The sequence below is a fragment of the Streptomyces sp. NPDC031426 genome (genome assembly GCF_055581585.1).
The window spans coordinates 552933-571778 of record NZ_JBVIJE010000003.1 but is presented as its reverse complement, the minus strand read 5'-3'; the positions used below and the strand labels follow the sequence as shown (position 1 = coordinate 571778).

At 69.5% G+C, this 18846-nt stretch carries 15 protein-coding genes; 7 read left to right on the top strand and 8 right to left on the bottom strand.

Translation table 11 applies throughout. The features are described from left to right. Positions 1-91: 91 nt before the first annotated feature. Positions 92-1579, bottom strand: coding sequence for an FAD-dependent monooxygenase (locus ACZ5NH_RS08165; RefSeq protein WP_468773500.1), 1488 nt, complete (start codon positions 1577-1579; stop codon positions 92-94). A gap of 345 nt (positions 1580-1924) precedes the next feature. On the opposite strand from ACZ5NH_RS08165, the gene ACZ5NH_RS08160 reads away from it, so the two are divergent. After that, on the top strand, positions 1925-2752 hold the full coding sequence (locus tag ACZ5NH_RS08160; protein WP_030172753.1) for an alpha/beta fold hydrolase: 828 nt from the start codon (positions 1925-1927) through the stop codon (positions 2750-2752). 263 nt (positions 2753-3015) lie between these two features. On the opposite strand, the gene ACZ5NH_RS08155 is transcribed toward ACZ5NH_RS08160, so the two are convergent. Then, positions 3016-3459, bottom strand: coding sequence for a VOC family protein (locus ACZ5NH_RS08155; protein WP_147474078.1), 444 nt, complete (start codon positions 3457-3459; stop codon positions 3016-3018). 600 nt (positions 3460-4059) lie between these two features. Continuing rightward, positions 4060-4647, bottom strand: a complete 588-nt coding sequence (locus tag ACZ5NH_RS08150; protein WP_468773498.1) for a TetR/AcrR family transcriptional regulator — start codon at positions 4645-4647, stop codon at positions 4060-4062. A 939-nt stretch (positions 4648-5586) separates the two neighbouring features. Here ACZ5NH_RS08150 and ACZ5NH_RS08145 point away from each other — a divergent pair. Beyond that, positions 5587-6666: an NAD(P)-binding domain-containing protein gene (locus ACZ5NH_RS08145; RefSeq protein ID WP_468773496.1), complete on the top strand. Its 1080-nt coding sequence runs from the start codon at positions 5587-5589 to the stop codon at positions 6664-6666. A gap of 12 nt (positions 6667-6678) precedes the next feature. On the opposite strand, the gene mltG is transcribed toward ACZ5NH_RS08145, so the two are convergent. Further along, on the bottom strand, positions 6679-7563 hold the full coding sequence (gene mltG / locus ACZ5NH_RS08140) for an endolytic transglycosylase MltG (protein ID WP_468773494.1): 885 nt from the start codon (positions 7561-7563) through the stop codon (positions 6679-6681). Positions 7564-7650: 87 nt separating this feature from the next. Further along, a complete protein-coding gene (locus ACZ5NH_RS08135; protein WP_468773492.1) occupies positions 7651-9459 on the bottom strand; it encodes an ABC transporter ATP-binding protein in 1809 nt (602 codons plus the stop codon). 115 nt (positions 9460-9574) lie between these two features. On the opposite strand from ACZ5NH_RS08135, the gene ACZ5NH_RS08130 reads away from it, so the two are divergent. Then, the gene (locus ACZ5NH_RS08130) at positions 9575-10024 is read left to right on the top strand and encodes a MarR family winged helix-turn-helix transcriptional regulator (RefSeq protein WP_468773490.1); all 450 of its coding nucleotides are present in this window, start codon (positions 9575-9577) and stop codon (positions 10022-10024) included. Between the two features lie 185 nt (positions 10025-10209). On the opposite strand, the gene ACZ5NH_RS08125 is transcribed toward ACZ5NH_RS08130, so the two are convergent. Both ACZ5NH_RS08125 and ACZ5NH_RS08120 read right to left on the bottom strand, forming a co-directional pair. Continuing rightward, positions 10210-11820 (bottom strand): peptide-N4-asparagine amidase, encoded by a 1611-nt coding sequence (locus ACZ5NH_RS08125; protein WP_468773488.1) that lies wholly within the window; start codon positions 11818-11820, stop codon positions 10210-10212. Positions 11821-11984: 164 nt separating this feature from the next. Beyond that, complete coding sequence (locus ACZ5NH_RS08120) at positions 11985-12713, bottom strand: hypothetical protein (RefSeq protein ID WP_468773486.1); 729 nt, start codon at positions 12711-12713, stop codon at positions 11985-11987. A gap of 335 nt (positions 12714-13048) precedes the next feature. Between ACZ5NH_RS08120 and ACZ5NH_RS08115 the strand changes: the two genes are divergently transcribed. The 4 genes from ACZ5NH_RS08115 to ACZ5NH_RS08100 all read left to right on the top strand — a co-directional run bounded on the left by ACZ5NH_RS08115 (position 13049) and on the right by ACZ5NH_RS08100 (position 17892). Next, a complete protein-coding gene (locus ACZ5NH_RS08115) occupies positions 13049-14854 on the top strand; it encodes an ABC transporter transmembrane domain-containing protein (protein ID WP_468773484.1) in 1806 nt (601 codons plus the stop codon). Further along, positions 14851-16632, top strand: coding sequence for an ABC transporter ATP-binding protein (locus tag ACZ5NH_RS08110; RefSeq protein WP_468773482.1), 1782 nt, complete (start codon positions 14851-14853; stop codon positions 16630-16632). Before ACZ5NH_RS08115 ends, ACZ5NH_RS08110 begins: the two co-directional genes overlap by 4 nt. A 453-nt stretch (positions 16633-17085) precedes the next feature. After that, positions 17086-17553, top strand: a complete 468-nt coding sequence (locus ACZ5NH_RS08105) for a DUF5709 domain-containing protein (protein ID WP_450982687.1) — start codon at positions 17086-17088, stop codon at positions 17551-17553. Positions 17554-17613: 60 nt separating this feature from the next. Beyond that, positions 17614-17892, top strand: coding sequence for a type B 50S ribosomal protein L31 (locus ACZ5NH_RS08100; protein ID WP_388632946.1), 279 nt, complete (start codon positions 17614-17616; stop codon positions 17890-17892). Between the two features lie 35 nt (positions 17893-17927). Here ACZ5NH_RS08100 and ACZ5NH_RS08095 read toward each other — a convergent pair whose 3' ends face one another. Next, complete coding sequence (locus tag ACZ5NH_RS08095; RefSeq protein WP_388632943.1) at positions 17928-18722, bottom strand: metal-dependent hydrolase; 795 nt, start codon at positions 18720-18722, stop codon at positions 17928-17930. Positions 18723-18846: the final 124 nt, after the last annotated feature.

The window sequence follows — 18846 nt, the reverse complement described above, 5'->3', positions numbered from 1 at the left end:
TTCCTGGACCAGCACGGCATCGCCCGGGCGAAGTCCTGGCGAACGCTGGGCAGTTGACCTCCACTGCTTCAAGATCCCCGACAGAGTCAAGCTAGTCGGGTGAAGGGGCTACAGAGCTGGAGCCCTGTGTGCCGCACCATTCGGTCAATGCTTGACGGGCCGCGTCGATGCGATGTTCAGGTGACTCGTCCGAGATGGCCCATGCGATATAGGCGTCTGGTCTGACCAGAACGCTCTTTTTGGTAGCACCCTTCGGGGATACGATCTCCACCTCGCCGGCCCACTCTGTGATCAGTGAGGGGAAGCGCTCCGTGTCGGACGGTGTGACAAGGACGAACCGTCGCTTACGGAGGGCTTCGTAGAGTCTGCGTCCGTCGCTGAGGGGGACGTCAGGTGCCCGCTTCCCGACAAGGGGATGCGCGCCGACCGCGGCGGCGTAGGAAATGTCGATTCCCGAGATTGCCATGGCCAGTCGTCGGGCCACTGGTGGGGTTTGCAGCACCGTACGCGCTGACAAGTCACGGAGGCCGCACAATGCCCGTGGCGTGGTGAGGACGCCGCGGAGCAGTGCCCCGCTCATCCGCAGAACCCGGTGTCCCACCGGGTGCCGTTCGTTCTGATAGGTGTCGAGCAGGGTGTCTGGTGCGCGGCCACGCTGAACGGCTGCGAGTTTCCAGCTCAGGTTTGCGGAGTCCTGGATGCTGGTGTTGAGGCCCATGCCGCCGGCCGGGGAATGGACGTGGGCGGCGTCGCCGACGAGGAATACTCGGCCTACTCGGTAGCGGGGTGACTGGCGTTCGTCGCTGTGGAATCTGGAGAGCCAGCGAGGGTCGTGCATGCCGAAGTCGCTGCCGAGCGCCTGGCGGGAGACGTCTTTGATTTCTTCCAGATCGACCGATGCGTTGTCGGGCATGGGGTGGTGGCGATTCCAGGCCATGACCCTGAACCAGCCGTCGCCGAACGGGACGACAATGGCGAAGGCGTCTCCGGTCGCCGCCACGGTGGGCGGCTTCTTCGGCGGATCAGCCATCCGGACGTCTGCGAGCATCATGGAGCGAACGGCGGAGCGGCCGGGGAATGGGAGGCCGAGGGACTGGCGCACGCAGCTGTTTCGTCCGTCTGCGCCGACGACGAAGTCTGCGCGCAGGCTGTGTTCAGTGCCGGCTGGTGTCTTCACGGTGACATCGACACCGCTCGGGTCTTGCTGGACGCCAGTCACTTCGTGGGCCCGCATGATGTTCACGCCGTGTGTCAGGGCGCGGGACAGGAGCAGTCGCTCGGTGTTGTACTGGGGCGTCACGAGCACGTGGGGGTAACGGGTCGGCAGGTGCGACAGATCGATCCGCAGAAATTGCAAGATCGGGTTGCGGAGGCCGGTCAGCAGCAGGTCGTCGGCCAGGCCGCGGGCGTCCAGTTGCTCCATCGTTCGGGCGTGAACGGCGAATGCGCGTGTCAGCTGGGATTCCCCTTCTCGCCGTTCCACGACGGTGCAGCGCACTCCGGCCTCGGCCAGGTCACCTGCGAGCAGCAACCCCGCTGGACCAGCACCGACGACCAGCACCTCAACGTCGGATCCCATGTCCTGCCCTCCGCGTGTCACAGAACGAGTGATAACGACCCGTGATCACCTGGCTGCCGCCCGCCACCGGTGGTGATGTTCAGGGCGGGTGGGTGACCGTGCCCGGGAATTCACTCGGGTGGCGGGACCGGTGAATTCTCCTGACCGCAAGGACCACCGTACGAGACAGACCACTTCCTCGCCTGTCAGGCAACGACCGTCCCACTCGTACCTAAGCGGTGGTTCCAGACGCGCTGAATCGCTGCCCGACAATTATGTTGACCTCATGCGGCGCCGCTTTCGCGTCACATCCCCGGAGGGCGTGACGCAAGGGGCCCGCGAGCGGACATCGAGAGGAGCGCAACTATGCCCTTCGCCACCGCCGAGGACGGCACGCAGATCTTCTACAAGGACTGGGGCTCGGGCCAGCCCGTGCTCTTCTCCCACGGCTGGCCGCTCACCGCCGACGCCTGGGACCCCCAGATGAAGCTCATGGTGGACAACGGATTCCGCGCCATCGCTCACGACCGGCGCGGTGGCGGCCGCTCCGGTCAGCCCTGGGACGGCAACAACCTCGACACGTACGCCGACGACCTGGCCGCGGTCATCGAAACCGAAGACCTGCACGACGTCATTCTGGTCGGGCACTCCACCGGCGGCGGCGAAGTCACCCGCTACATCGGCCGGCACGGCACGGCACGGGTCGCCAAGCTGGTCCTGCTCGGCGCGATCCCGCCGCTGATGCTGAAGACGGAAGCCAACCCTGAGGGCCTGCCGATCGAGGTGTTCGACGAGATCCGCCAGGGTGTGCTCACGGACCGCTCGCAGTACTACAAGGACCTCAGTGCCCCGTTCTACGGTGCCAACCGTGAGGGCTCGACCGTCTCCCAGGGAACGCGTGACGAGTTCTGGCTCTGGAGCATGACAGTCGGCATCAAGGGCGCCTACGACTGCATCAAGGCGTTCTCCGAGACGGACACGACCGAGGACCTGAAGAAGGTCGATGTGCCGACACTGATCGTGCATGGCGACGACGACCAGATCGTGCCCATCGTCTCCGCGGGCGCCAAATCATCCAAGATCGTCAAGGGCGCGCAGTACAAGGTTTACGAGGGCGCACCTCATGGCCTTGCGATGGTGCCCAAGTACGCCGAGATCTTCAACAAAGACCTGCTTGAGTTCGCGCGGAGTTAGCGGCGGCTCGCGCGCCGGTGAACGGCAGCACTACCGCTGGAACTGCTGGGAATCGGCGCTGTGAATTGGCCGCCCGGGAGCGCCGGCTCATCGCCTGACAGACCGCGCGTTGGCTGCATGCGCAAAGGGCATTCGCCGGCCGGCCGCCGCAAACCTGCGTTAGGCAGCGGCGGCGGTCGGCGGCGCTCCCGAACCATGTCCCGGGCAACTACGTCCGGAGCGGCTGAATCTGGCTCGGCGGCCAGGTTGATCGGTTCGCCGTGTCAGCCGACCGGGCTTGCGCCTTGCTGGAAGACGTTGATGAGATTTCCGTCGTTGTCACGGATCGCGGTCGAGATACTGCCGTCGCCGAGGTCCATCTGCTCCCAGACGGTCGTCACCCCCAGATCACGGAAGGTGCGGGTCACGCTGTCGAGGTCCTCGACACGGAAGACCAGGGCCTTGTTGCCGATCGGGCGGATGTGGGCGGGGGGCTCTGCCGTCAGTTCAGGGATCCGCACACCGTTTGCGGGCTGAAGGAGCTCCAGCCGAAAACCGGGCCCCTCCAAGAAGGCAACGTCCGCTCCGATGGCGTCGAAGCGGGACTTCGCCAGCAGGGTGAGGCCGAACACCCGGTTCCACCACTGGATCGACGCGTCGAGGTCACTGACGGAAATCGTCACGTTGTGGAGGCTGTAGGTGAAGAGCGGCTGGGGAGGGGTGGTCATGGTGATCACTTTTCGTTGAGGGTGTGCAGTCGTTTGCGGAGGGGCATGCGAGACCCTCGCGCAGTCCCGCCCCGGCGTTTCCCTGCTGTGCAGCGGAAACAGTCTGTACCTGTCTACCGCCGACCCGACGTCCCCTTGCAGTAGCGAATCCACGGGTCGCAGTTCAAAGGTAGAGTTTATGGACCGTACAGTCAAGAACGTATGCCTCCTTCAAATGCGTTGCGAAGCCAGTCGATCAATGCACTATTTGAGTGCTCGCCGCGCCGTCGGCATGCGAAAGAGAGCCGCGAACAAGGTCCTGTGCGGGAATCTGTAGAGCTCGCCCGCAGCGCTCGTGTGAAACCTCCGGCGCCGTCGGCTGCCAGAGCGTCGTCCGGCCCACGGTGAGGCGCGGTCGGTGGCGCACGGCCGAAGATGGCCCGCTCAAGGGCATGACGAAAGGGGCGGGCCGCCAACTGTGCCGGGGCGGGCGGCCGGGCCACTCGTGGGAACGTTCGAAGGGCAGGTGAGCTGGACGCTCGCGCGCTGATCCCAGGCGGGCCCGCCCTGATCGCTGTTTGTCGGCATATCACCTGTGGACGATGCCGACCCGCAGGATGTTCAGTGCCGGGACAGCTGTTTGAGGGCGGCCTGGCCTATCTGCAGCAGAGCTGAGCCGTCCATGTCGGTCTTGGCGAGAAACTCGATGCCCTGCATGACGGCGAGGAGCAGGCGCCCGAGCTCCTGGGCGTCCGCGCTCGGTTCGACCGTCCCGTCGTCCTGGGCTTCCTTTACGCAGGCGATCAGAAGATCTTCGACCGCTTGATAGGTGGTCCGGGCTCGGGAGACCACATCCGGATCGGTGCTGTGCAGCTCGGACGTGCTGTTGACCAGAAGACAGCCGCGGCGCTGCGGGTCCTCCGTGAATCCCTTGGCCACCCCCTCAACGAGCAGGGTCAGGCGTTCGAAGGGCGTCCCGGGCCCGGTGAGGACCGCCCGGACGCCGTTCAGCTGTTCCTCGCGGTAGCCGTCCAGTACGTGCAAGAACAGCTGCCGCTTGTCGCCGAAGGCGCCGTACAGACTTCCCTTGCCCAGTCCGGTGGCGTCCGTCAGGTTCTGCAGTGACGTAGCCGCGTACCCCTGATTCCAGAACTGCTCGCGCGCAGACTGCAGTACCTGGTTGTCATCGAAATTCCGCGGTCGCCCCATGACTGCAGCCTACCTTCTTCTTGACCTATCGGTCCAGATCGTGGGGCACGCAGCATAGGGCCGGCTGCTCGCGGTGACGCGGTAGGACGTCCTGATGGCGCTCGGTGGGATCAGCGTCATGACAGACACCGAGCGGCGCCCCGACCTCGCGGCGCCGCTCATCGACCTGCTTCTGCACGGCGTCCTGACGAGCTGAACGTTCACGGCAACTGACTGCTCGCCTGGGCCTTACGACCTGTGCCATGGAGCACCGCAGGAAGCTCCTCCGCCGGCACCACACCAAGAGCCGGACCAGGTGCGGACCGGACTCGGCTCCGCATCAAGCGATTCCACCCGTTGCCGCAGGTCAGAACCGGGTGAGGTCGTGTACCACAAGGAGACCAAGAACCTGATGGGTGCTTCGCTCAGGTCGCTGAGCCTGACCACTTGGCGCTCGAAGTCGGCATAGAGCAAGCGTGTCAACTCAAGTCGCGACTCGTAGGCAACGTGATCCCACGCTGTGGAGGACCAATACGTGCCCGAGTAGTGCTTCTGCTCGCGCCGCCAGCGAACCGTCCCCCAAGGCTTCGACGGCCCGAGGTCATCGACGCCCGTCGAAGGCCAAGGCCGGTCCCCCTCGATCGTCCCGTCCGTGCGACGCAGGCTCACGGAGACTTCGTCGACGACGCGCGACACGCCCCACCCGCGAGCAACAAAGGCGCGATATGAGAGCCAGCCTCAATCAGCCGAGCCGCCCCAGGGTCACACCGGAGCACACCGCCTTCACAGCCGAAAGTACGATCTGCACTACTACGAGTGAACCATCAAACGCGCGTTCGTCTCACCGTGCTGTCCTTTGGGCCGGACATGGGCCAAGCCTCATGGGAAAAGGACAAGCGAAATGAGAACCCACAGCCGGCTCTCGGGAAGATCCGCACCCTGAGTCCGGTTGGTAGAAGCGTGAACGAATCGCGTGAGGTCGAGGTCGTCGTCATCGGCGCCGGTCAGGCTGGGCTGTCCAGCGCCTACCATCTGCGGCGCACCGGTTTCGAGCCGGACCGCGACTTCGTCGTCCTCGATCACTCCCCCGCCCCCGGCGGCGCCTGGCAGTTCCGGTGGCCCTCACTGACGTACAGCAAGGTGCACGGGATGCACGCGCTGCCCGGCATGGACCTCACCGACGCGGATCCCGCACGCCCCTCGGCGGAGGTGATCGGTGAGTACTTCGACCGGTACGAGCGCACCTTCGACCTGCGTGTGCGACGGCCCGTCGACGTACGGGCGGTGCGGGAGGGCGACGGCGGGCGGCTGCTCGTGGAGACCTCGGACGGCACCTGGTCGACCCGTGCCCTGATCAATGCGACCGGCACCTGGGACCGGCCGTTCTGGCCGCATTATCCCGGTCAGGAGACCTTCCGCGGGCGGCAGTTGCACACCGCGCAGTACGCCGGACCCGAGGAGTTCGCCGGCCAGCGGGTGGTGGTCGTGGGCGGCGGCGCCTCGGGCACCCAGCACCTGCTGGAACTGGCCCCGTACGCGGCCGCGACCACCTGGGTCACCCGGCGGCCTCCGGTGTTCCGCGAGGGACCGTTCGACGAGGAGGTGGGCCGGGCGGCCGTCGCGCTGGTGGAGGAGCGGGTGCGCCAGGGGCTGCCCCCGCGCAGCGTGGTCTCGGTCACCGGGCTGCCCCTAAACGACGCCGTCCGGCAGGGGCTCACGGACGGTGTCCTGGACCGGCAGCCGATGTTCGACCGGATCACTCCGGACGGTGTGGAGTGGGCCGACGGACGGCACGTCAGCGCCGATGTGATCCTCTGGGCGACGGGGTTCCGCGCCGCGCTGGACCATCTCCGTCCGCTGCGGCTGCGCGAGCCGGGCGGCGGGATCCGGGTCGAGGGCACCCGGGCGGTGGCCGATCCGCGCGTCCATCTCGTCGGCTACGGCCCCTCGGCCAGCACCATCGGCGCGAACCGGGCGGGCCGCGCGGCCGTCCGGGACATCAGGCGACTGCTGGCCGAGGAACAGCCGGTCGCCGCGTGACGGCCCGTCGGCTCAGCTGACCGAGGGCAGCGGGGAGGCCGGAGTCTGGCTCGGGCCTGGCGCCTGTCCCCTGCCCTGGTGGAGGGAGTTGAACTCCGCCACGTTGCGCAGGTGCGTCCTGTAGTCGGAGGTGAAGCGGGTGTCTCCGGGCTTGACCGTGACGAAGTACAGCCAGTTGCCCGGCGTCGGGTTGAGAGCGGCACGCATCGCGTCCTCACCGGGATTGTCGATCGGTGTGGGCGGCAGGCCCATGCGCTGGTAGGAGTTGTAGGGGCTCGCGATACGGGTGTCGTCCTGGCCGGTGCGGAGGGTGTTGCGGTTCAGCGCGTAGTTGATCGTCGAGTCCATCTGCAGCGGCATCCCGCGCTCCAGCCGGTTGAAGACGACCCGGGCGACCTTGCCCATGTCCGCCTTGGTCGCGGCCTCGGCCTGCACGATGCTGGCGACGGTGACGGTCTGGTAGACGTTCATCGCGTTGCGCTGCGCGCCGGCCGCGATCGGCACCACATGGAACTTGCTGTCGGCGGTGTCGACCATGAAGCGCAGCAGGGACTCGGGCGTCGCTCCCTTCTCGACGGGATATGTCGCAGGGAAGAGATAGCCCTCCGGGTTGCCCGCGGCATCGCCCGGCAGCTTCAGACCGGCCTTCCCGACGGACTTGCGCGTGCTTCCCGGCGGCAACTGGAGGACTCTGTCGATCGCGTCGTACACCTGGCTCGCACGCCAGCCCTCCGGGACGACCAGCCCGGCGTACGGTGTCTGCTCGGCTCGGCTCTCCCGCATCAGCAACGGCACCGCCACGGCGGTACCGGCCACGACGGTGCCGGCCACGACGAGGGCGAGTCTGCCCCGGCGCGTCAGTCGAATCGTGCTCCGTGGCGGATTGTTCGTCTGCATGCGGGAACGGTAATACGCATATCAGCGCAAACCCGGCATATATTCAGCCTGTCGGCCGCAGCGTCAGCGCTTCGTCCACGGCCGCGTTCAGCTCGTCGGTTCCAGTTGCGCGTCCCTGCGCACGAGTGCGGCGTACCGCCCGCCGAGATCCAGCAGTTCCTCGTGGCTGCCGCTTTCGGCGACCCGTCCGGAGTCGAGGACCACGATCTGGTCGGCGCCCCGGATCGTGGACAGCCGGTGGGCGATGGTGATCGTCGTCCGGTCGGCCGACAGGGCGTCGATCGCCTCCTGGACAGCGGCCTCCGTACGGGTGTCGAGCGCGCTGGTCGCCTCGTCGAGGATGAGGACCGGCGGATCGCGCAGGATGGTGCGGGCGATCGCGAGGCGCTGCTTCTCACCGCCGGAGAAGCGGTGGCCGCGTTCACCGACGACCGTGTCGTAACCGTCGGGCAGGGCGGCTATGTGCTCGTGTATCTGTGCCGCCCTGGCCGCCGCCCGCAGCTCCTCGTCCGTGGCGTCCGGCTTGGCGAAGCGGAGGTTGTCGGCGACCGAGGCGTGAAAGAGGTACGTCTCCTGCGAGACGACGCCGACCGCGCGGGCGAGGGTGTCGAAGTCGAGGTCCCGGACGTCGACTCCGTCGATGGTGACGCGGCCGCCGGTGACGTCGTAGAGGCGGGGCACCAGATAGCCGAGCGTGGACTTGCCCGCGCCGGTGGGGCCGACGACCGCGAGGCTGCCGCCGGCCGGCACGGTGACGTCGACGCCGTCGAGGACGGGGCGGGCCCTGTCGTCGTTGTCGTAGCGGAACTCGACGCCTTCGAAGCGGACTTCGCCCTTGACCTGGTCGAGATGGACGGGCAGCTCGCGCTCCGTGATGTCGATGGGCAGGTCCAGATACTCGAAGATGCGCTGGAAGAGGGCGAGGGAGGTCTGGATCTGGACACCGGTGGCGAGCAGGCTCACGGCCGGCCGGAACAGTCCCTGCTGCAGCGAGACGAAGGCGACGATGGTGCCGAGCGAGACCTTGGGGCCGCCGAACTGCAGGGCCAGACCTGCCGTCCAGTAGATGACGGCCGGCATCGCGGCCATGACGATCGTGATCACGGCCATGCGCCAGCGCCCGGCCATGTTCGACTTCACTTCCAGGTCGACCAGGCGCTCGGACTCCTCCGCGAAGGACGCGGTGAGCGAGTCGGAGCGGCCCATGGTGCGGCCGAGCAGGATGCCGCTGACCGAGAGCGACTCGGTGACGGTGGCCGCCATCGCGGCCATCTGCTTCTGCCGCTGTGTGGTGATCTTCTTGCGTTCGTTGCCGACGCGGCGGCTGATCCACACGAACACCGGGAGCAGGAGCAGCGAGACGATCGTGAGCCGCCAGTCGAGGGCGATCATCGCGACGATCGTGGCGACCACGCTGGTGACGTTGGAGACCAGAGAAGTGGCCGTCGAGGTGACGGTGGCCTGCATGCCCCCGATGTCGTTGGCGATCCGGGACTGCACCTCGCCGGTACGCGTGCGCGTGAAGAAGGCGAGCGACATGCGCTGCAGGCGGCCGTAGACGGCGGTGCGCAGGTCGTGCATGACGCGCTGGCCGACGGTGGTCGAGATCAGCGTCTGAAGCACGCCGAAGACGCTGGAGAGGACGGCACTGAGGATCATGCCGAGCGCGAGCAGGCTGAGCAGGCCGGTGCGGCCCTGGGGGATCGCGACGTCCAGGGTCTCCTTGAGCAGGAACGGTGTGGTCACCGAAACCAGCGAGGAGGCGCCGACCAGCAGGCCGACGATCGCGAGCCGCCCGCGGTAGGGACGGAAGAGCTTCAGGATGCGGCGCACCTGCCGGGGCTGTTCCTTGGCGTCGGCAGGCGGGGTCCAGGACGGTTCTCGATCGGGGTGCATGGGCTCCTACGGAAGTGAACGGGCGCCGGTCTGGAGGCGGCCGACGCTTGACGAACGGATCGTAGCTCATTGTTACCTATACTCACAATGAACGGCATCCTGATATTGTTCCCGCATGACCACCCCAGATCCCGACGGCCTGCTCGCCGAGCAGTTGCTGCGGCTGACCCGCCGGGTACACCGCATCCAGAAACGCCATCTGGAACGGCACGACCTGGGTGTCACCCCGGCCCAGTCCCGGCTGCTGCGCACCCTCGCGCACTACGCCTCACCCCCGCGCATGGCCGACCTCGCCGACCGTCTGGAGGTGGTGCCGCGCGCGGTGACGACCCTGGTCGACGGGCTGGAGGCAAGCGGGAAGGTACGGCGGGTGCCGGATCCGACGAACCGGCGGGTGACCCGGATCGCCCTCACGGACGAGGGGCGTACGACCCTGCGCGAACTGCGCGGCGCACGCCGCTCGGCGGCCGAGGAGATCCTCGCGCCGCTGACGGAGAAGGAACGCCAGGTGCTCGGCGTGCTGCTGGACACACTCATCGAGGGAGACGGCGGCAAGAGCTGCTGACTCCCACCGGCCGCGGCGGACGACACAACGCGTACAAGCACGGAGGGCCGCACAGCGATCGCGGTGTGCGGCCCTCCGCATGCGGTCAGCCCGCATCCGGTGCGGGCTCTGTCGATCCCTGCGGAGCCACCCGTGCCACAGCCAGGTAAATCACCCCGCGAGTGGCGCACTCCACCCCGCCGTCCTCAACAGCGCTCGCGATCCTCCGTCAGCACTCCCTGAACCGTGGTCAGCGAACGGTCGTAGCAGCCGTCGGAGCCGTACAGCCGATAGCGCTCGCTCGACGTGCCGACCGCGTGCCGCTGGTCGCGCGGGACGTTGATCGTGTACGTCGCGTCGCCACTGTAGGTGTCGTCGAGCCGCGACCACGCGGTGCGCCGGCCGTCCCGCAGTGCCACGACCGACGCACGGTCGCCGAGCGTCAGCACGGTGCGCAGCCGATCGTCGGCACCGATGGTCGTCTCGCCGTTCATGGTGTACGTCCGGTCTGTGTGAGTCGTCCGCGCGGGACCGTCGCCGCCGACGGTGACCGTCTGGTCGTCGGACCAGGTCGCGTCCAGTCCGTCCATGTTCTCGCCGTCGGTCCAGCGGTGAACAGAGGTGTTGGCGAGTGTCCGGGTGACGGTGGTGGTCACGCGGCCGTGCGAGGTGTCGAGGTAACCGGACACGGTGAGCCGGTGCCCGGCCTCGCTGTTCACGCGGTTCTCCGAACCGGGCGTGTAGGTGGAGGAGTTGGCGATGTCCGTCGCCTTGTCCTCGGTGAGCGCCCCCGTCACGTGGGCGCGGTGCGCGTCCTGCCAGACCAGGACGTTCACCGGCGCGCTCCACCCCGACTGACCCGCGGGCACGCCGACGACGGAGACCTCGACGCGGTGCGGACGCCCGTCGTCGAGCAGGGCCGCGAAGGGGGTGAGGTCGTATTCGATCGGCCGCACGTCGAAGGCGCCCGGCGCCGGAATGACGTACCAGAGGAAGGGGTCGGACCAGCCGCCGGTCCAGACGTTCGGGAACGGCGCGGCGATTCCGGCGAGTTGGCCGTCGACCTTGATCTGCACCTCTCGGTAGGGACCGTGATCGGCCTTGCAGGAGTACGACGCCGGGTCGGCCACGGTCAGGTACCAGAACTCCTCGCAGCCGCCGCCCGACCCGGTCGCATAGACCTCGGCGACGATCCGCTCGCTGTTGCGCGGAGTGGTGAGGGTCGTCCCGTCGGGCGTGTCGGCGAGGGTCAGCACGCGGTCGGGAGTCCGCTGTGCGGGGCGGCCCGCGTAGAAGGTCAGGGTGACGTGTACGTCGATGACGCCGGTGTAGGTGTCGTTCACGACGTTGCCTATCAGCATCTCGACGCCCTGCGGGCTGCGGAAGGTGTCGCTGTAGCGGGTGACGTCCTTCTCGACGTGCCATTCGATGCCGTCGGGCGAGGGCTCCGGCGTGGAGGTGCGCAGGATCTCGACCCCGCCGACGTGCAGATAGCCGAGGCGGTCGTACTGACGGCCCTGCACCTTGCCGTCGAGCCGCAGGACGACCTTGCTCCAGTGGTCGCCGCAGCCCTGGGGCGGGGCGTACGCGCCCCGGTACGGCGTGAAGTCGCGGAACTGGGCGTCGGCGAGGGTGACCTGGCACGACTTGGAGTGCGGGCGCTCGACGGGCGGTGCCGCGGTGACCGGGTCGTGCCAGTCGGAACCGAACTCGGCCGGGACGTCGGCCGCTTGGGCCGCAGCGGCTCCGGTGCCGAAGAGCGCGCTTGCCAAGAGGGTCGCCCCGGCAAGCATGGACATGACTATCCGTCTTCTCATGGCCGGTGTTCTACGGCCAGTCGGGCCGGCCCGCAATGACGCCTCGGGGAGAACGGCGCGATCGGACATCGGGCGGGCCCATGCCGAGTCGCCCCTCCGCGGGCATCGACACCGCGATCGCGTTCCTCTTGCCATGGCCGCCGGACGGCGTCCGCGTCAGTGCGTCAGGCGCGCAGTTCCGCCCGGTCGCCCATCACCATCACCGGATCCTGGGCCGGGTCGAGCGTGCGCAGCAGGAACTCCATGGCGTCCTTGGACACGCTGACGCATGCGGACGTGCCGTCGCCGTGGTCGAGATGCAGCCAGATACCGCCGCCCTTGTCGTCACCCTCGGGGCGTGTGGCGTCGTGCGGCGGGGTGCCAGGGAGACGGTTGTAGTCGATGGCGATGACATAGTCGAAGACGTGCTGGTGCGCCTCGTCCCAGTCGTCCGGCGGCGCGTAGGCGGCCTCGTCCTGGTTGTACGGCAGCCGGGTGCCGGGGTCGTCGAGCACACCTCCCGCGTCGGAGAGACCGAACACGCCGACGGGACTGCGCTCGTCGCCCATGTGATGGTCCGTGGTCCAGCCGTTGCGGCCGTTGTGCGCCGGCCAACTGGTCACCGGGCGCCACTCCGGACCCTCCCGCGTGTACAGCACGACCGTGGAGTAGGCCGAGTCCTCACCCTCGCCATACACCACGACGACCTGCCCGGAGTCACGGGGGATCTGCCGGAACAGCCGGCCACCCACGCCCGGGATGCGGGTCGGGCCGGCCGAGGGGGCGGCCGACACCGCCGGGCTCGGCCCGGCCTGGCCGCGGGAGCCGGTCGCCCCGCCGGCGCGGACCGGGCCGGAGGTGTCGGTGCCGCACGCCGGCAGAAGCGTGACAAGAGCCGTCACCGCTACCGACATTCGCCGCACACCCTGGATCCGCACGCGACCATCGTGGCACCACGTACCGGTTCATTGTGCGATCTTCCGGACATTCGAGTGACGGCCGGATGTGCGTGTTCGACCGGCCGGCGATCTGCCCGCGGAGAGCCGTCCGCGGCCACACAGGCCGAGCCCGGACCGGCGGCCAGTGGCCGGAAGCCGGTGGAATTCGCTGCTCCGTCAGAAAAACCGTTTGAAATTCACCACTCGGCGACGCGAACCTTTCACGGCTCGTCACCGCCTTTCGCCGCTTCCCCGCTTCACCCCGATCCCCTCGCCATCCCTTCCCTCCTGACACGAGCCACTGGGACGTCATGCAGATTCAAGACCTTCCCTACGCCGATCCGGGCGTCCCGGACGCACGTTCGGGCGCCCGATTCCTGTGGTGGCTCGGGCGGAACCAGCTGGGCGGACAGCTGAAGTCGCTCGCCTGGGGCCTGCTGCACTTCGTCTCCGTCTCCGCCCTGCCCTTCTGTGTCGGCCTCGCCGTAGACGCCGTCGTCGAGCGCTCCGGCACCCAGCTCACCCTGACGGGCGGTCTGATGCTGCTGTGCGGCACGGGTATCGCGGTCGGCGACACCTTCCTGCACCGGGCCGCCGTCACCAACTGGATCACGGCCGCCGCCCGCGTCCAGCAACTGCTGGCCCGCAAGGCCGCCCATTTGGGCTCCGCCCTGACCCGGCGGGTCGCCGCCGGCGAGGTGGTGGCGGTCTCCACCGGCGACGTCGAGAAGATCGGCTGGTTCGTCGAGGCGGTGTCCCGGTTCACCGCGGCTGCGCTCACGGTCGTCGTGGTCTGTGTCGGCCTCCTCGTCTACCAGCCCGCCCTGGGGGTGGTCGTCGCCGTCGGACTGCCCATCGTGGCGCTCGCGGTGCTTCCGCTGCTGCCCCGGGCGACGCGCCGCGCCGATGTGCAGCGGGAGAAGGCGGGCCGGGCCACCGAGCTGGCCTCGGACACGGTCGCCGGGCTGCGGGTGCTGCGCGGCATCGGCGGCGAGGAGCTGTTCCTGGACCGCTACCGCCGCGCGTCGCAGGAGGTACGGCACGCCGCGGTGCGCAGCGCCCGGATGTGGTCGCTGATCTCCGCCGTCCAGGTGCTGCTGCCCGGGCTGCTGCTCATCGCCGTCGTCTGGCACGGCATCCACCTGGCCCGCCAGGGCCGGATCACCGTCGGCGAACTCGTCACCGTCTACAGCGCCGTGATGATCCTGAATTATCCGTTGCGCCATTTCGAAGAGATCGCGATGGCCTACTCCTTCTCCCGCCCCTCGGCCAAACGGGCGGCCCACGTGCTGTCGCTGGAGCGGTCCACAGACACCGGCGGCACCCGGGAGGTGCAGGCGCCGGGCGGCGACCTGTACGACCCCGCCACCGGTCTGCTCGCTCCGGCCGGCCGTCTCACCGCCGTGGTCTGCGGTGACCCGGACGCGGCGGGCAGGCTCGCCGAGCGGCTGGGCGGCCATCCGACCGAGCCGGGTCGCTCGGTCCTGCTCGGCGGGGTAGCCCTGGACGACCTCCCGCTGGACAGCGCCCGCACCGCCGTCCTCGTCCAGGACAAAGACCCGGTGCTGCTGTCCGGCAGTCTGCGCGAGCTGCTCGACGTGCCCGCCTCGGGAGCCGTACGGGCCGCGGACGCACTGGCCGCGGCGCAGTGCGACGACGTCCTGGACGCCCTGGTCCAGGGATCACTGGACGCCGCCGACCCGATGGACGCCCGCATCACCGAACGCGGACGGTCCCTGTCCGGCGGCCAGCGCCAGCGGCTCGCGCTGGCCCGGTCGCTGATCACCGACCCCGAGGTGCTGGTGCTCGACGAGCCGACCTCCGCCGTCGACTCGCACACCGAGGCACGCATCGCGGACGGACTGCGCGGGCTGCGCTCGGGCCGCACGACCGTGGTGTTCACCTCTTCGCCGCTGCTGCTCGACCGCGCGGACCAGGTCGCCCTGGTCCACGAGGGCGAGGTCGTGGCGGTCGGTGTGCACCGCGAACTGGTCGACAGCGAGCCACGGTACCGGGCCGTGGTGACCCGGGAGACGGACGACGAACTGGCCGGCGCAGACGAGGCCGCCCTCGTGGGCGCGCGCCCGGAGCTGGAAGAGATCGAGGAGAGCGCATGATCGGCGTTGCGCCACCGGCGTACGACCCGGCGGCCCCGACGACAGCCACCACCCTGCCCATCGGCGCGGCCGCGACCGTGCGTGCCTACGTCGGCGAGCTGTTCCACCGGCACCGCCGGGCGTTCCTGCTGCTCATCGGCGTCAACACGGTGGCTGTGATCGCCTCCATGGTGGGTCCGTACCTGCTCGGCGGCCTGGTCGAGCGGGTGTCCGACCGGTCGCGGGAGCCGCATCTGGGCCTGACCGCCGGGTTGTTCGTGCTCGCGCTGGCCGTGCAGGCCGTGTTCACCTGGCAGGTGCGGCTGCGGGGCGCGGTGCTCGGCGAGCGGATGCTGGCCGACCTGCGCGAGGACTTCCTCGTCCGGTCGGTCGGGCTGCCCCCGGGCGTGCTGGAACGGGCGGGCACCGGCGATCTGCTCTCCCGCATCACCACCGACATCGACCGCCTGGCCAACGCCATGCGCGAGGCCGTGCCGCAGCTGGCCATCGGTGTCGTGTGGGCTCTGCTGCTGCTCGGCGGGCTCGTCGTGACGGCTCCGCCGCTGGCCGCCGCGGTGCTGCTCGCGGTGCCCGTACTGGTGGCCGGGTGCCGCTGGTACTTCAAGCGGGCGCCCTCCGGCTACCGCTCCGAGGCCGCCGGGTACGCCGCGGTCGCCGCCGCGCTCGCCGAGACGGTGGACGCGGGTCACACCATCGAGGCGCACCGGCTCGGCGCCCGCCGCGTCACCCTGTCGGAGCGGCGGATCAAGGAGTGGACCGCCTGGGAGCGGTACACGCTGTGGCTGCGGTCCGTGCTCTTCCCGGTCATCAACGCCGTGCACGTCATCGTGCTCGGCTCGGTGCTGATGGTCGGCGGGGTGTTCGTTCTGAACGGCTGGATCGGGGTGGGGCAGCTGACCACGGGTTCGCTCATCGCGCAGATGCTCGTCGACCCGGTGAACCTGATCCTGCGCTGGTACGACGAGGTGCAGGTCGCCCAGGTGTCGCTCGCCCGCCTGGTCGGCGTGCGGGACATCGAGGCCGACGCCGCGGACGCCTCGCTGGCGCCGGACGGAAGGGACGTGCGGGCCGAGCGGATCCACTTCGGCTACCGCGAGGGCGTCGACGTGCTGCGCAAGGTGTCCCTTGAGGTCTCCCCGGGCACCCGGCTGGCCCTGGTCGGTCCCTCGGGCGCGGGCAAGTCCACCCTGGGCAGGCTGCTCGCCGGGATCTACGCACCCCGTGACGGCCGGATCACCCTGGGCGGCGCCGAGCTGTCCCGGATGCCCGCGGAACGCGTCCGCTCGCACGTCGCCCTGGTCAACCAGGAGCACCACGTCTTCGTCGGCTCCCTGCGCGACAACCTCCTGCTGGCCCGCACCGTCGCGACAGACGCCGAGCTGTGGGCGGCGCTGGGCTCGGTCGATGCGGACGGCTGGGCCCGGGCACTGGACGACGGGCTGGACACCGAGGTCGGCTCCGGCGGTCTTGCGCTGACCCCGGCGCAGGCCCAGCAGATCGCGCTGGCCCGGCTGGTGCTCGCCGATCCGCACACGCTGGTCCTGGACGAGGCGACCTCGCTGCTGGACCCGCGCGCGGCCCGGCATCTGGAACGGTCCCTGGCCCGGGTGCTGGACGGCCGCACGGTGGTCGCCATCGCCCACCGCCTGCACACCGCTCATGACGCGGACGTGATCGCCGTCGTGGAGGACGGCCGCATCAGCGAGCTGGGCAGTCATGACGAGCTGGTCGCGACGGACGGCGCGTACGCGGCGCTGTGGCGGTCCTGGCACGGGTGAGGATCCGGCGAGGGTGCGGGCGACCGGCCCTGCGGCGCGGTGCCTGCGGGCAAGGCCGGTCCCCGCGATCGCGGCGGCGCTGCCCGCGGTGCCCCGGGGAGCACCGCTGGGGGCCATGGTCTCGGCTGTCGGCTTCTGCCACGGCCTGCCCCCTGTGAGCCGGCGCGCGGCGGGGAACCGGGCCGCGGTGAGCGAGCGCTCTGTGCGGAGCCGGGGCGCGGCGAGCGGGCCCTGTGTGGGGTGGGATCGGCGCCTGGGCCAGGGCCCGGGCACTGGCCGGTGCTCGTGCCGTTGCGCGGTCCCGAGCAGGGGTGGAAGTCTGGAGAACGGCACCGGTGCGGGGAACGCGACGGAACCACCCGGTTCGCGGCGTGTGACCCTCGTGCCAGGCGTGCCGGCGGTCTGCCGCCCGTTGCGGTGGCGCCCGGCCGTCCTCACCATCTGGAGGTACTCGTGGACAGCGTCGACGGCTGGGGGGACGACGTCTACCAGCCCGATCCCTCGGAGATCCGGGAGGACTCGGGGGTGCTCGACGTCGAGGACACACTGGATTTCGACGGCGTCAACGACCCGCTCGACCGTGGCTGGTCCCCGCCCGAACGACCCTGGGCGGTGGAGCACACAGGGGTGACGGCGGCCGAACGCCAGGCGGGCGAGACCCTGGACCAGCGGCTCGCCGAGGAGCAGCCCGACCTCGTCGCCCGCGACGGTGATGACATCGGTGACCACGACACCGACGGGGAACCCCTCGACGACGAGGTCGGCAACCTCCGCTCCGGTCGGCTGGTGGCCCCGGACGAGGGGGCGCACGAGGACGAGGAGGCCGCCCTCGTCGCCACCGACGTCGGCATCGACGGAGCCGCCGCCTCCGCCGAGGAGGCCGCGATGCACATCGTCGACGAGGACTCCCTGCCCGGCTGATTCGCAGACCCCGGTCGACCCGCCCATGCCCTGCCCGACCGCCTCGCACGAGGAGCCGCCATGCAGCGGGACAAGCACCCGGACTACCAGCCCGTGGTCTTCCGTGACCGCGCCGCCGGCTACGCCTTCCTCACCCGCTCGACCGCGCGGAGCGAGCAGACCATCGAGTGGGACGACGGCCGGACCTACCCGGTTGTCGACGTGGAGATCTCCTCGGAGAGCCACCCCTTCTACACGGGCAAGGCCCGCACGGTCGACACCGAGGGCCGTATCGCCCGCTTCGAGCGCCGCTACGGCGGGGCCGAGGCCGGCGAGGCGGAGGCCGCCGAGGACACCTGAGCCACCGTTCAGCCGGCCGATCCGGAGCGAGCGCCTCAGATCACGTTGAGGGCCGCCGCGCAGCCCACCCCGCCCAACAGCATGAACACGGGCATCAGCACCTTCAGCTCCACCCAGCTCCCGGCCCGGAACCGCATCGCCTTCGGCGGCCCCACGGGATACCAGCGCTTGCGGCCCAAGGGAATCGGCCACAGGATCGGGCAGCCGGACACCGTCAGCGCGTCCCCGATGTCGTGCACCAGCGCGCCGAGCACGATCGGCAGCCCCAGCCACAGGTACTGCTGGCCCGGTGCCGTGAACAGCCAGTCGGAGCCGTTGCCCGGCTTGTCCAGGACGCCGGCGAGAATCCACGCGGTGGTCGCCGCCAACAGCCAGACCAGGACATCGCTGCTGGAGCCACGCGCCGCCCGCCACAGCAGCCCCTCGATCGCCAGCACCATGTGCACGAAAAGGATCGCCAGCACGGCCCAGCGGCCGCCCGCGATCGCCGCCGCTGAGCAGCCGGCACCGAGCAGAACCGCCCACAGCCACGTGTGCGTCAGCGTACGGTGACCGCCGGAGCGACGCGGGTCGCCCTTCATCCGGGTCGCCTTGTAGACGGCGTACGACAGCTTGTCCACGATCTCGCAGATCCAGTGCGAGATCGGCCCGAAGGCCCGCGAGATCGTGGCCGCCTTGTGGTCGAGGTCCGGGGCGAGCGCGGCGCCGGCGCAGATCAGGGCGCCGACGAGGAGGACCGGCCAGGGCATCGGGTGACCCGCCGCGGCCGCCGCCGCTCCGACGCCTAGCCAGGCCGCGGCCCCCGACAGTGAGTGTGCTGGTCCCATCATGGCCGCTTCCCGCCCCATTCCTCGTGTGCCGCTGTCCAGTTGACCTGGTGCGCTGACATCTCGTCGGCGCCACAGCGTAGCGGCCGTGATCTTCGTGCTCGCAGCCGATTCCCCTCTCAGGGGC